Source organism: Dactylosporangium sp. NPDC049742 (assembly GCF_040674675.1).
Taxonomy (GTDB): Bacteria; Actinomycetota; Actinomycetes; order Mycobacteriales; family Micromonosporaceae; genus Dactylosporangium; species Dactylosporangium maewongense.
This window is the reverse complement of the sequence record NZ_JBFANF010000046.1, coordinates 25048-38918: the sequence shown is the minus strand read 5'-3', so window position 1 is coordinate 38918 and position 13871 is coordinate 25048. Positions and strand designations below refer to the sequence as shown.

General features: G+C 75.0%; 9 protein-coding genes. 4 read left to right on the top strand and 5 right to left on the bottom strand.

Annotation, left to right across the window (positions count from 1 at the left end; genetic code table 11):
• Positions 1–20: 20 nt before the first annotated feature.
• On the top strand, positions 21–983 hold the full coding sequence (locus AB0J72_RS40385) for a hypothetical protein (protein WP_363409097.1): 963 nt from the start codon (positions 21–23) through the stop codon (positions 981–983).
• Between the two features lie 3 nt (positions 984–986).
• Here AB0J72_RS40385 and AB0J72_RS40380 read toward each other — a convergent pair whose 3' ends face one another.
• From AB0J72_RS40380 to AB0J72_RS40365, 4 genes are all read right to left on the bottom strand, one after another.
• Complete coding sequence (locus tag AB0J72_RS40380; RefSeq protein WP_363409094.1) at positions 987–1418, bottom strand: PaaI family thioesterase; 432 nt, start codon at positions 1416–1418, stop codon at positions 987–989.
• Positions 1419–1532: 114 nt separating this feature from the next.
• A complete protein-coding gene (locus AB0J72_RS40375) occupies positions 1533–3239 on the bottom strand; it encodes an ABC transporter ATP-binding protein (protein WP_363409091.1) in 1707 nt (568 codons plus the stop codon).
• Positions 3236–4819, bottom strand: coding sequence for an ABC transporter ATP-binding protein (locus tag AB0J72_RS40370; RefSeq protein WP_363409276.1), 1584 nt, complete (start codon positions 4817–4819; stop codon positions 3236–3238). The genes AB0J72_RS40375 and AB0J72_RS40370 overlap by 4 nt, the downstream gene beginning before the upstream one ends.
• A gap of 736 nt (positions 4820–5555) precedes the next feature.
• A complete protein-coding gene (locus AB0J72_RS40365) occupies positions 5556–6209 on the bottom strand; it encodes a peptidoglycan recognition family protein (RefSeq protein WP_363409088.1) in 654 nt (217 codons plus the stop codon).
• A gap of 213 nt (positions 6210–6422) precedes the next feature.
• Between AB0J72_RS40365 and AB0J72_RS40360 the strand changes: the two genes are divergently transcribed.
• A complete protein-coding gene (locus AB0J72_RS40360) occupies positions 6423–7142 on the top strand; it encodes a lysozyme (protein ID WP_354897196.1) in 720 nt (239 codons plus the stop codon).
• Between the two features lie 67 nt (positions 7143–7209).
• Here the strand turns inward: AB0J72_RS40360 and AB0J72_RS40355 are convergent, their stop codons facing one another.
• Positions 7210–8904 carry a hypothetical protein gene (locus AB0J72_RS40355; protein WP_363409085.1) on the bottom strand — a complete coding sequence of 565 codons (1695 nt, stop codon included), beginning with the start codon at positions 8902–8904 and terminating at the stop codon, positions 7210–7212.
• Between the two features lie 565 nt (positions 8905–9469).
• On the opposite strand from AB0J72_RS40355, the gene AB0J72_RS40350 reads away from it, so the two are divergent.
• Together AB0J72_RS40350 and AB0J72_RS40345 are read left to right on the top strand one after the other, a co-directional pair.
• Positions 9470–13111: a helix-turn-helix domain-containing protein gene (locus tag AB0J72_RS40350; protein WP_363409082.1), complete on the top strand. Its 3642-nt coding sequence runs from the start codon at positions 9470–9472 to the stop codon at positions 13109–13111.
• Between the two features lie 7 nt (positions 13112–13118).
• Complete coding sequence (locus AB0J72_RS40345) at positions 13119–13835, top strand: DUF1963 domain-containing protein (protein WP_363409079.1); 717 nt, start codon at positions 13119–13121, stop codon at positions 13833–13835.
• The last annotated feature ends 36 nt before the right edge of the window (positions 13836–13871 follow it).

Below are 13871 nucleotides of genomic sequence, written 5' to 3'. Positions count from 1 at the left end.
AGCGCAGCGGGGGTGACGGCATGACCTGGGTCTCGGACTTGAGAGCGCTCGAGGACGACTGCCGGCGGGCGCCGAGCGCGCACAACACGCAGCCGTGGGTTCTGCGGTACGGCGACGACGCCGTCGACGTGCACTGGGACCCTTCGCGGGCGCTGCCCGACTCGGACCCGACCCGCCGGGACCTGTTCCTCTCCCTCGGCGCGTTCATCGAGACCTGCCTGATCGTCGCGGCCGACGCGGGCCTGCCGGTGCGGGCGTCGGTGTCCGTCGACCGCGCCTCGCTGCGGGCCGCCCGCCTGATGCCGGATTCCGCCGTGTACGAGACGCCCTTCACCCTCGCGTCGGTGCGGCAGCGCGGCTGCGCTCGGGGCGGGTACGCGCCAGGAACTCTGGACACCGGGACGCTCGCCGCCCTGGCCGGGCTCGGCGCCGACCTGCGGCAGCTGCCCAGCCGTTCGCTCGTCAAGCCGCTCGCGGCGGCGGACCGGTGGATGTTCGGCACCCCCGCCGTCGTCGCCGAGCTGCGGGAGTGGATGCGCCTGTCGCCGAAGCATCCGCGGTACGGGCTCGACGGCCTCACGGACCGCGCCATGGCGCTGTCGCGCGTCGAGGCGTCCGGGCTGGCCGCGATGATCGGGCCGCGCGCCTACCGGGTCACCCGCCGGCTCGGCGGCCCCGCGCTGCTGGCGGCCGCGTCGAAGGGGCTGCTGCGGTACGACGGCAGTGTCCTCGTCCTCGTCGGCAGCGCCGTCACCCCGGAAGAGGTGATCGAGCACGGGCGCGCCCTCGTGCGGGTGTGGCTGGCGCTGTCGGAGCGCGGCCTCGCCGTCCACCCGCTGAGCCAGCTCCTGGACTGCACGGCCACCGGCACCCGGCTCGCCGAGCGGCTCGGCCTCGCGCCCGACGAGGCACCCCTCGCCGTGTTCCGCACCGGCCGCCCGCTCCAGCCGCCGGTCCGCTCCGCCCGCATCCCGTCGGCGTAGACGCTAGGCCGGCTCGCCGGGCGCGGCGGCGATCCGGATCAGGGTCTGCTGGCCGGCCGCGACGAGCCGGCGGTCCGCGTCGTACACCTCGAGCCGGCACACGGTCAGCGTCCTGCCCGACCTGAGCACCGTCCCCACCGCCTCGATGCGGTCCTTGGCGGGGGCCAGGAGGTTGAGCTTGTACTCGACCGTGAGCACATCCGCGTCCGGCGGGAACAGGGTGAGTCCCGCGTAGCCGCCGGCACTGTCGGCGACGGCGCTGGTCGCCCCCGCGTGGATGTAGCCGTGCTGCTGGGTCACCTCGGGCCGGGCGGCGAGCTCGATGTGCACGCGGCCCGGCTCGACGAGCGTCAGCCGCGCGCCCAGGTGCCGCATCAGGCCCTGCCGGGCGAAGCTCGCCGTGACGCGGTCCCGCACGTCGTCGCTGACGGTCATGCCGCCCAGCATCACACGCCGCCGTGCCGCACACACTGTCGCGCCTCACACGCCGTCGCGCCTTACACCCCGTCGCGCCGCACACCCCCGTCGCGCCGCACATGCCGTCGTGCCTCACACGCCGTCGTGCCAGGAGCGCCACAGGGCGGCGTACGGGCCGCCGGCGGCGACCAGCTCGTCGTGGGTGCCGAGCTCGATGATCCGGCCGTCGTCCATCACCGCGACCCGGTCGGCGTCGTGCGCCGTCTGCAGGCGGTGCGCGATCGCGATGACGGTCCGCTCGTGCAGCACCGCGGCGAGGGCCCGCTCCGCCGTCCGGGCCGCCGTCGGATCCAGCAGCGCGGTCGCCTCGTCGAGGATCACGGTGTGCGGGTCCGCCAGCACCACCCGCGCCAGCGCGACCTGCTGCGCCTGGGCGCCGTCGAGGGGGTGCAGCGCCAGGTCGCGGTCGAGGTCGTCGGCCCAGTCGGCGCCGACGGTCTTCAGCGCCTCGTGCAGCTCCTCGTCGGGGGCGGCCACGATGAGGTTGTCACGCAGCGACTCGCGGAACACGTGGTGCTCCTGCGTCACGAGCACGACCTGCCGGCGCAGCTCGTCCGGTGGCAGGTCGGCGATCGGGACGCCGCCGACGGTGACGGTGCCGGCGGTGGGGCGGTCCACGCCCGCGACGAGCATGCCCAGCGTCGACTTCCCGGCGCCGGACAGGCCGACGATCGCGAGCCGCTCACCGGGGCGGATGGTGAGGTCGACGCCGTGCAGGACGTCGTGTCCGGGCTCGTACGCGTACCGCACGCCGCGCAGCTCGATCCGGTCGTCCCGGGGCGCCTCTGTCGCGGCCGGGGCCGCCGCCGGGACCGCGGCGAGGCCTTCGACGCGGGCGAACGACGCGCTGCTGCTCTGCAGCTGCTCGATCCAGATGAGGATGCTGTCCAGCGGGCCGACGAGCTGCCGCAGGTAGAGGACCGCGGCGACGACCGTGCCGAGGCTGACCCGGCCCCCGATCGACAGCATGCCGCCGAGCAGCAGCACGAGGACCACCGGCACCGCGTACGACGTCTCCACGAGCGGGAAGAACACCGTCCGCAGCCCGAGCGTCGCCAGGCGGGTCCGGTGGGTCTCGGCGATCGCGGCGTGCCCGGCGGCGAGGCGGCGCTCCCGCAGCGCGAACGCCTCGATCGTGCGGGCGCCGGCCGTGGTGGCGCTCAGCTCGTCGGCGAGCACCGAGTTGGCCGCCCCTTCCGCGAGGTACGCGGCGCGGGCCCGGCGCAGGTACCACCTCGTGACGAACCAGATCCCGGACAGCCCGAGCACGCCGACGACACCGAGCAGCGGGTCGATCAGCAGCAGCGCCGAGCAGATGAACACGATCTGCACGGCGCCGACGGCCATGCCCGGCAGCACGTCGCGCAGCGTCGACGCGACGGCGTCGATGTCGGTGGTGCCCCGCGCGGCGAGGTCACCGGCCGGCACCCGCTCGACGACCGCCGCCGGCAGGGCGAGGGCGCGCCGGAGGAAGTCCTCCCGGATGCGAAACGCCGTACGCTCGCCGAACCGGTACGCGATCGCGAGCGCGAACCGGGTGAGCAGCAGCTGCGCGACGGCACACGCCAGCACCGCGAGCGCGAGCAGGTCGACGGCGCCGCCCTTGCCGGTCACCGTGTCGACGATCCGGCCGAGCAGCCACGGCGCGCCGAGCCCGGCGACCGCCGCCAGGGAGTTGAGCACGAGGATCGCGACGACGGACGGCCGGTCGGCCGCGAGCAGCCGCAGCGCCGCCCGCCCGACCATCCGCTGGCTCGCGATCGGCAGGGTCGTCGTCATGCGTCGTCGCCGAACGCGCGGGTCACCAGGGCGTGGTAGCCGGGTTGGGTCGCGAGGAGCGCGCGGTGCGTACCGGATGCGGCGACCCTGCCGTCGACGAGGTAGTGCACCACGTCGGCGTGGTCCAGCAGCACCGGCGACGTGGTGGCCACGACGGTGCCGCGCCCGGCCCGCGCGGCCGTGAACCGCTCCGCGATGGCCGCCTCGGTGTGCGCGTCGACCGCGGACGTCGGCTCGACGACCAGCAGCAGCTCGGGGTCGGCGTGGACGGCGCGGGCGAGCCGCACCCGCTGCCGCTGCCCGCCGGACAGGTTCCGGCCGCCCCACTCGACCCTGCGGTCCAGCTCGGCGGCGACGTCATGCGCGACCGCGGTCCGGATCGCCGCGCTCACCAGGTCGTCGTCGGGCTCGTCGGGCCCGGCGACCACCTCCCGCAGCGGCCCCGCGAACAGGTCCGCGTCGTGCTCGGCGACCAGGATCCGGGCCCGCACCTCGGCCTGCGCGATCTCGGCGAGCCGCCGGTCGCCCCAGGTGACGTCGGTCGGCCCGTACCGCCCGAGCCGGTCGATCACCGCCGCCGACTCCTCGGGTCGCGCCCCGGCCAGCGCGGTCAGCCGGTCCGGCTCCACGACCACCCCGGACTCCGGGTCCCGCAGCGTGGCCGGCCCGTCCGGCGCGGCCTTCCCGCCCGGGTCGTCGACGGGCAGCTTCAGGAAGTCCACCACCCGCCGCGCCGCGACGAGCCCCCGCGTCGCATCGAACGCACAGAAGATCATCACATCGACAGGGATCACGAGCATGGCGGTGTACCCGTAGACCGCGACCAGCTCACCGGCCGTGAGCTCCCCGGCTGCGGCCTGCCGCGCGGCGAGCCACACGACGAGCCCGAGGAACACCACCGGCAGCCCGCCGCCGAGCGCCCCGATCCAGCTGGACGGGCCGCCGACCCGGTACCCCTGGTCCCGCAGCCGCGCCGACCCGACCTGGTAGCGCCCGTGGTAGACGTCCTTGCCGCCGAGGCCGTTGAGGATCCGCAGCCCGCCCAGCACGTCGACCAGCCGCGCGTTGAGCTCGCCCTGCCGGTCCCGGTACCGCAGCCCGGCCCGCTGCGTGCGCCGCAGCAACGGCCCGACGAGCAGCACGAGCACCGGCACCCCGGCGAGCACCACCACGGCAAGCGTCCCCGACGTCCGGGCCAGCAGCACCGCCACCACCGTGTACGCCAGCGTCGACGCCACCCCGACCCCACCGACGTTCATCGCCCGCCCGATCGTCCACACGTCGGAGATGCCGATCGTGACGACCTCCCCCGCCGTGACCCCACGCGGCAGCGCCGCCCCCAGCCGCGTCGCATGCGTCATGACCAGATCCGCCGTCCGCAGCGCCGCCGCCATCCGCAGCTTCGTCATGCTCCGGTGCCGCATGATCCCCAGCCCCGCGCTCGCCACCCCCACCACCAGCACCGCCCCGGCCCACCCCGCCAACGCCACCGGCCGCCGCTCCTGCAACCCCCTGTCGATCGCCTGCGAGATCAGGAACGGCATGAACGCCAGCCCCATGAACCACAGCGACCCGAACATCGCCCCGAGCGCGACCCTGCCCCTGATCCGCCACCCGAGCCGGACCAGAAACCCCGCGGACCCCCCGACCTCCACCCCTCCATGCTGCCCCATGCCCCCGTACACCGCCCGCCCGAGACGTTCGCGGTCAGCGATATCCCGCCCACCGCCCCCGCCCACAGTGGACGCGCGCCCGCCGAGCAGCTGGCTCATCACGAGGCCGGCACGGTCCTCTTCGAGCGAATGCTGGTCGCGGTGTTGTTCCTGTGGAGTCTGGGCGCCGCTTGGTCTGGGCGTGCGTGCCGCGGTCAGCTCTGCTGGTAGTTCGCACCACGAGGCGGCCGGTCCAGCCGGTGTGCACCAGCGCCGCACCGACCACGGGATCGGCGGTGTCCAGGTCGGCGACCGTCCACAGCATCGACGAGCACCACGGGCAGGCCGGCGTGTCAGCAGGTTGTTCGGAGGGGTGCGGGATCCATTCGTATGCGACGGTGCCGCACAGGTCCCGCCGGTTGCCTTCGTGGTCGACGAACCAGCCGCCTTCGCTCGCGTCGCGCAGCGCCTGGACGTACGCGTCGGCGGGCTCGGTCGGCGGCTGAGCCGCCCAGCGGCGCATCGCCTCCTCTGCGAGCACATGACAGGTGTTCGTGAGGATCAGTAGCAGACGGGCGAGCCGCTCGGGCGATTGCCCGGCGTCGACCCGCCAGCACGATCACCCGTTGACGTGCTGTCGTCAGGCTTCGGCAGGACGCTTGGGTCAGAGGCGGGCGGCTACGGCGGTGCGGAGTTCTGGGAGGCGGGCGTGGAGCAGGCCTGGGCACTGGGTGTTGTTGAAGTCCTTGTGGCCGTAGATCTCGGTGGCGGGGATGCCGTACTGGTGGCAGGTGAACGCACAGAAGGCGATCAGACTCGACCACAGCGCGGCCGGGGGTTGTTCGGTGAGGTAGGTGCCTTCGTTCTCGATGCCGATGGCCTGGTCGTTCTGGCCGACGCAGTGGGCGCCCTGGACCATGGTCTGGCTGTGCAGCAGGGCGTACAGGCTGCCGTGGCGGCCCTCGGTGAGCCAGCCGCCGCGGCTGTTGGTGAAGTGCTGGCCGCTGTCGATCCAGCCGTTGCCGTCCATGTGCAGGTCCTGGATCTCGCGGGAGGCGGCGAAGGCATGCGCGCGGGACGTGTCGGTCGAGTTGGCCAGCGCCGTGTGGTGCACGATGATCTTGTTCGGGCGGTGCTGGACGATGGTGAGCGGGCCGGCCGGTGGGCGGGCGCTCCAGGCGCCGCAGCTGTCGATCGACGGCTGGTCGGGCGCGGCCAGCGCCGCGCCGGCGGAAGGGTCGGCGACGGACAGCAGCGCCGCGGCGCCGCCGAGCAGGACGGCGCCGCGCAGGGCGTCGCGACGGGTGAGACGGGCCATGGCGCGAGCCTCCCGGGAACGTCGGTGCTAACTTACCGGATCCATAGAAGTTCGTAAACTTCCTGCATCGCGGCACATTACACCTGCTCAGCGAGCTGTGTCCATCGAAGTCTGTCACGACAAATTTAGATGGATGCCTATTGAAAGTTTCCCACCATCGTGAGCTAATCGGCGAAGCTATCTGCCACACCCCCCGGAGCAAGGAGGCACATCGTGTCCAAGAGAGCCCTGGCGGCACTGTCCCTGGCGGCCGCCCTCGTCACCACGGTCCTCACCGGCAGCCCGGCCTCTGCCGCCACCGTCACCTACGGCCAGGACGTGTCGGGCCATCAGGGCAACGTCAACTGGGCGGCGCAGTGGAACGCCGGCTCGCGGTTCGCGTACGTCAAGGCGACCGAGGGCACCTACTACACGAACCCGTACTTCGCCCAGCAGTACAACGGCTCGTACAACATCGGCATGATCCGGGGCGCCTACCACTTCGCGATCCCGAACGGCGGCGGCGGGGCCGCGCAGGCCGACTACTTCGTCGCGCACGGCGGGGGCTGGTCCAAGGACGGCAAGACGCTGCCCGGCGCGCTGGACATCGAGTACAACCCTTACGGCGCAACGTGCTACGGGCTGTCGCAGGCGAGCATGGTGAGCTGGATCCGCGCGTTCCTCAACCAGTACCACACCAGGACCGGCCGCTGGGCGACCATCTACACGACGACCGACTGGTGGGTCACCTGCACCGGCAACTACAGCGGCTTCTGGGCCAACTCGCCGCTGTGGCTCGCCCGGTACAGCAGCAGCCCCGGCACCCTGCCCGCCGGCGCGCCGACGTGGTCGTTCTGGCAGTACTCGAGCACCGGCCCGTTCGCCGGCGACTCGAACCAGTGGAACGGCGCCCTCGACCGGCTCAAGGTCCTGGCCTGCAACGGCCCCTGCTGAGCCCAGCGCCCGCGCACGGCAGGAACGCCGACGCCTGACCGCACCGGACCTGCGCCGAGCCACCGCGTCACAGCGGCAGAGGGACCTCCTCGCCGCAGCGGGGCTCGGCGCAGGCCCAGATCAGCCCGAGGACGCGCAGTGACGTCCCGTCCGGCGGGTCCGCGTCGTCGCCGCACCGGCCCGACCGGCACAGGCCGAGCGCCACCCACGAGTCCGGCGGCAGGCTCGTCCCGCCGATCCAGGCGGCCAGGACGGTCGCCGTGAGCGACCCGCCGCCGTCGCCGCGCACCCGGTACAGGCCGCCGGACAGCCGCAACGAGTCGGCCGTCGCCATCGCGGACAGGTGCAGGGCGGTGTCCCCGCCGAGCAGCCGCGACGCGAGCTCGTCGGACGCGGCGGCGAAGATCGACCCGGTGTGCGGCGCGGACCAGCCGGCGTCGGCGACCCGCAGCACGGCCGCCCGCCGGTCCGGGCCGGCCGGCAGGAGCGCGGCGTCCGCGAGGGCGAGCAGCCGCTGCAGGTCGTCGGAGCGGTCGGGGGCGACCCTGGCGAGGGCGAGGTCGACCCGTGCCCGTTCCGCCGGTGCCACCATCGCGGCCAGGGCCCGCAGCCGCGACGCCAGCAGCGTCCGCTCGGCACCGGCGACGCCTTCGGTACCGGCGACGGCCGGCAGCCACACGTCGAACAGGGTCGCGCGCAGCCGGTCGGCGGTCGCCGGATCGGGAGCGCCGAGGGTCCGCGCCAGCCGCAGCCCGGCGAGGCTGGACGCCTGCGCCACCCGGATCTGGTCCGGGGCCGGCCAGCCGGCGCGGGAGTGGGGCGGGGCCGGCGGCACGACGGTCCGCGCGCAGCCGAGGTGGCGGGCGTAGAAGGTGAGCCGCGGGTCGGGTGCCGGCCCGCCCGGCACGCCGTCGCACGCCCGCACGGGAAACGCCGGCACCGCGACGCCGAGCCGCCGGGCGGCGGTCCGCAGCCGCGCCTGCGCGTCCAGCCACGCCACGTCAAGCGCCTCGTCAGGCGCCTCGTCGGGCACCTCACCGAGCCCGGCGAACGCCGCACCGACCCGGGCGGCGAGCAGCTCCCGTGGCAGTCCCGCGCCGGCCAGCGCGGCCGCGGCCCGCAGCTGCGGCAGGAGAGCTTCAGCGTCGGCGCCGGTGGTCAGGCCCGACCGCACCGCCGCGGTGACGGCGGCCGGGACGGGCAGGCCGGCGGTGGTCAGCGCCTCCACCGCGAGGGCGGTGCTGCCCCAGTCCGGCGCTGAGCCGGGGCCGGCGCGGTACCGGTCGCCGGCCCGCAGCCCCTCGATCGCGCCGCCCGCCCCGCCGGCCGGGAGGCCCAGCATGGCGGCGATGTCGACGGCGTAGCCGATCTGCGCCATGGCCGGCAGCGAACCACCGTCGTGGGTTCCCCGCAGCGCCGCGGGCAGCCAGCGGGCGACGGCGGCCCGGTCCAGCACGGCGGCGTCCGGGTGGTCCGACCGGGCGAGCCGCAGCTGCCAGTACGTGTCGTAGAGCGAGAACGGCGACCGGGCGTCGCTCCAGGCGTCGTCGACGAAGTAGCCGCGCCGCCCGTCGGTCACCCACGAGTCGGCGAGCTGCGCCCGCACCTCCGCCACGGCCGGCGCCGCCGGACGCTCGGGCAGCGCCGCGGAAAGCCTGGACGGTGCGCTCGCCGGCCCCGGCGGCGGTCCGCCCGCGTCGCAGCCCGACAGCAGCGCCGCCGCGAGCACGACGGCCACCAGCCGCCGCGCGACGTTCCGCATGATGCTCCCTGATGGACGGTGCGGCCGGCCCCCGCCCGCGGGACCTGCGGGCGGAGACCGGCCTGGAGGGGGTGTAATGCCTCAGCCGGGGCTGACGCCCGTGCCGTCCTGGGTGACGGCGCGGCGTCCGCCGGCGTGCCGAGCCTCGTCACATAGGAACGCTCCTCCTCACGGATCGGTTGCCTTCAGGACGTTCTTGTGACAGACCTCGACACCGCGGTACTTCCGGTCCGGTCCGTTGCCCTCACACCAGCCCCCGTATTGCTGCGGATGGCACGGACCAGTCCCAGCCCTGATCGGCGTGCGCGGTGGCACCCCCGCCACCGCGGCGCACGCCTCCTGCGATCCGTCGAAGCATCAACACCTTTCCCTGCCGGTGGACGGCAATGCCCTGGTGAGCGGATTGCCTTGCCTCGTCCACCATGGACGGTGCGGGAATTGACCGACAGTGCACCGGGCGCCGGACAAACAACGCCGGACAACCCGCGGTATCGTGCTGACCCCAGATCGCGGAGGTGCAATGGTGGGCCGACCCGAGAAGCCGGTGGATCCTCAGGCCGGTCCGGTGCAGCGACTCGCGTGGCAGTTGCGGCAGCTGCGCGAGCAGGCGGGCAGCCCGAGCTACCGGGCCCTGGCCCGCCGGGCCCACTACTCGGCCAGCACGCTCGCCGAGGCGGCGAAGGGCGACCGGCTGCCGTCGCGGGAGGTCACCGTCGCCTACGCCGAGGCGTGCGGCGGCGACCCCGTCGAGTGGAACGCCCGCTGGGAGGCCGCCGAGGCGGACCGGCCGGCGCGGGCCGAACGGGTCGAGGAGCAGTGCCCGTACCGGGGACTCGCCGCCTTCCAGCCGGAGCAGGCCGAGTGGTTCTTCGGCCGGGCCGAGCTGGTCGAACGGCTCCGGGCGAAGATCGGCCGCCGGCCGGTCGTCGGCGTGTTCGGGGCGTCCGGCAGCGGCAAGTCCTCCCTGCTGCGGGCCGGCCTGATCGGCACCCAGCCGAAGACGTGGCGCACGATGCTGATGACCCCGACCGAACACCCCCTCGACGCATTGTCCGACCTGGTCACGAAGTTGTCCGGCGCCGACCGGCACCGCGTCCGGGAGGACCTCGGCAGCGACCCGGCCGCCCTGGACATCGCCGTGCGCGGCGCGCTCGCGGCCGCGCCGCCGGACGCCCGGGCGGTGCTCGTCGTCGACCAGTTCGAGGAGGTGTTCACGCTGTGCGCCGACCCGGACGAGCGCCGCACGTTCATCGCCGCGCTGCTGGACGCCGCCCACGGCGACGACCGCCGCACCACGGTCGTGCTGGGCGTGCGCGCCGACTTCCTCGCACACCTGAGCCGGCACGCGGACCTCGTCGACGCGCTGCGCGACGAGGCGCAGCTGCTCGTCGGGCCCGTGACCGGCGGCGACCTGCGGGAGATCATCACCCGGCCGGCCGCGCTGGCCGGGCTGACCGTCGAGCCGGACCTGGTCACCACGGTCCTCGCGGACGCGGCCGACGAGCCCGGCGCGCTGCCGCTCGTCTCGCACGCGCTGCTGGAGACCTGGCAGCGCCGCGACGGCGCCACCCTGACCCTCGCCGCGTACCACGCCGGGGGCGGGGTCCGCGGCGCGATCGCGCAGACCGCGGAGCGGGTCCACGCCCGCCTCGACCCGGCCGAGCAGGCGGCGGCCCGCCGGATCTTCCAGCGGCTCACCGCCCTCGGCGACGGCACCGAGGACACCCGCCGGCCGATCGCCCGCGCCGAGCTCGACGGCGTCGCCGACCCGGGCGTCACCGCCGTGGTCCTGGACGAGCTCACCGACGCCCGCCTGGTCGTCCTCGGCGACGGCACCGTCGAGGTCGCGCACGAGGCCCTGATCCGGGCCTGGCCGCGGCTGCACCGCTGGCTCACCGACGACCGCGCCGCTCTCGTCGCGCACCGGCGGCTCACCGACGCCGCCCACACGTGGCGGACGCTGCACCGTGACAGCGGCGCCCTGTACCGGGGAGCGCAGCTCGCCGCCGCGCAGGGCCTGACCGGGCTCAACCAGCTGGAGTCCGCGTTCCTCAAGGAGAGCAACGACCTGGCCGAGGCCGAGCAGGCCGGGGTCCGGCGGCAGGCGCGCCGGCTCAAGCGGCTCGTCGCCGGGATGGCCGTGCTCCTGGTGCTCGCCGTGCTCGGCGGCGCCGTCGCCACCCGGCAGCGCCAGGACGCGCGCCGGCAGCAGGTGGCGACGCTGGCCGAGGAGGTGTCCCTGCGCTCCCGGTCGCTGCTGGCCACCGACCCCGAGCTCGCCGGGCTGCTCGCGGTCGAGGCGGAGCGCCTGCACTCGACCACCGAGTCCCGCGGCGCCGTGCTCAGCGCCGCCGTGGCACCGCGCCGGCGCGAGCTCAACGTCGGCGGGCCGTCGATCTACGCCGTCGCGTTCGACCCCGGCCGCACGCTGCTCGCCTCCGCCGCCGGCGACGGCACGATCGGCCTGTGGGACCCCGTCCGCGGCACCCGCACCGGCACGCTGACCGGGCACACCGGGCGGGCGGCGAGCGTCGCGTTCAGCGGCGACGGCACCCGCCTCGCGTCGGTCGGGATCGACGGCGCCAAGGGCTCCGTCATCGTCTGGGACACCGCCACCCGGCGGCAGCTGCACCGCTTCGACGCCGACGGCCTCGGCTCGGCGATGGCGTTCAGCCCCGACGGCGGCACCGTCGCCGTCGCCAAGGGCGCAACCATCGCGCTGTTCCACGTCGGTACCGGCGGCACCACTGTCCTCACCGGACTGGGGCACCCCGTGGCGTCGCTGACCTTCAGTCACGACGGGTCGCTGCTCGCCGCCGCCGGCGGTCACGCGCCCAAGGTGTGGGACGTCGCCGCGGGCACGGTCGTGGCAGAGCTCCCCGTGCAGCACGTGTTCTCCGTCGCGTTCGCCGAGGAGGGGTCCACCCTGGCCGCCTCCTCGGAGGACCGGGGCGTCACCATGTGGGACGTCACCGGCGGGCGGGCCACGGCCCTGCCGGCGCTGCCGGGCAACGGCGGGTACTCGTGGGCCATCTCCGCACCGGCCGGCGGGCGGCTCGCCGTCGCCGACGAGAACGGCGCCATCACCGTCTGGGACCTGCGCAGCCGCGAACCCCTCGAGACGCTGCAGGACCGCGGCCGCACCGAGACGGTCACCGTCGTGCTGAGCCGGGACGGCACGTACCTGGCCTCCGCCGGCTTCAACGGCACGATCGTGCTGCACGACCTCGCCGCCCGGCCGTTCGGCGGGTTCACCGCCCGGGTCCACGACGTCAAGGCCAGCCCCGACGGCGCCACCGTCGCGTCCGCCGGCAGCGACGGGACGGTCCGGCTGTGGGACACCGCCGGGAAGGCGTCGACCGTCCTGAGTGGACACGGCGACGAGGTCCAGGCCGTCGCGTTCCACCCGGACGGACAGATTCTCGCCGCCGTCACCCGTACCAACACCGTCACCATCTGGGACGTCCGGCTGGGCAAACCCGTGACGGCGCCGCTGCGCACCAACGGGTCGGGGGTCACCACCGACCTCGCCTTCGACGCCACCGGCGGGCTCCTCGCCGCGGCGACCCTCGGCCCCTCGATGTGGGACGTGCGGGACGTCCGAGCGCCGGTCGACCGCACCGCGTCGCTCGACCCGCGGATCGTCACGTCGCTGGTGTTCACCCCTGACGGCCGCCGCCTGGTCGGCGCGAGCGCCGGCGGCTACGTCAACACGTGGGACACCGCGACCGGCCGGCTGCTGAGCCGGGTCAACACCGGGCAGAGCGCGGTGCAGGACATCGCCGTCAGCCCGGACGGCAGTCTGCTGGCGACGGCGGGCGACAGCCGGACCGTCAAACTGTGGGACACCGCGACCGGCCGGGAGCTCGCCGTCCTCAGTGGACACACCGCGCCGGTGCAGGTGCTCGCCTTCGACCGGGACGGCCGCCGGCTCGCGTCCGCGGGGGACGACCACTCCGTCATCGTCTGGGACGTCGCCGGCCGGCGGCCCCTCGCCACCCTGACCGGCCACACCGCGCGGGTCCGCGGGCTCGCGTTCACCGCCGCCGGCACGCTCGTCTCCGGCGCCGAGGACGGCCGGATCGTCAGCTGGTCGTTCGACGTCGCCGCCGCGCGGGACCGCATCTGCGCCGGCCGCGCGCTGACCCGGCAGGAGTGGGCCACGCACCTGCCGTCGGCCCCGTTCCGCCCGACCTGCGGCCGGTGAGCACCGGATGACAGGCCCTGACGCCGAGCTGGATCCGTCGATCGTCGCGGCGGTCCTGGCCCTCACCCGGCCCGCGCTGGAGCTGGCGGTGCTCGAGGACTGGGAGCACGAGGACGACGAGATCGCCGACGGCGGCCGGTACGCCGGCAGCTACGGCGGACTGCCGCACCTTCCGCCCGGCGTCGACTGGCCGGCCGTCGGCGGCGAGCCGCTCACCCTCCTCGCCCAGCTGCGCTGCGACGCCCTCGCCGGCCTGCTGGGCGAGGAGTGGACGCTGCCCCGCGACGGCCTGCTGCTGTTCTTCGCCGCGGTCTGGCGCGACGAGCCCGACGCCGGCAGGGTGCTCCACGTTCCTGATGCCGCGCCGGTACAGCGGGCGCCAAAGCACGCGGAGGTCGTCCCGCCGCAGCCGCTGGGCGCGTGGCCGGTCCGGTCCGTGCCGGAGCTCGACGACCCGGCGCTGCGCACCCTGCTGCACGCGACGGGCCCGGCGCTCATCGACGTGCTCCGGGCGCTCGCACCGGAACACACCCCGCACCAGGTCCTGGGCCGGCTCGGCGACGGGTACCACCCGCAGCGGCCCGGCACCAGGCCGCTGCTCCAGCTGGAGGGCGAGGACGGCACCGCGTGGGGCGAGCTGGTCCGGCTCGCGTTCGTGGTCCCCGACGACGACCTGCGGCAGGGCCGGCTCGACCGGGTCCGGATGACCTACGAGGTCGCCTGACCGCTCGCCGGCCTTGCAGCGCCGGGTTGCCATCGC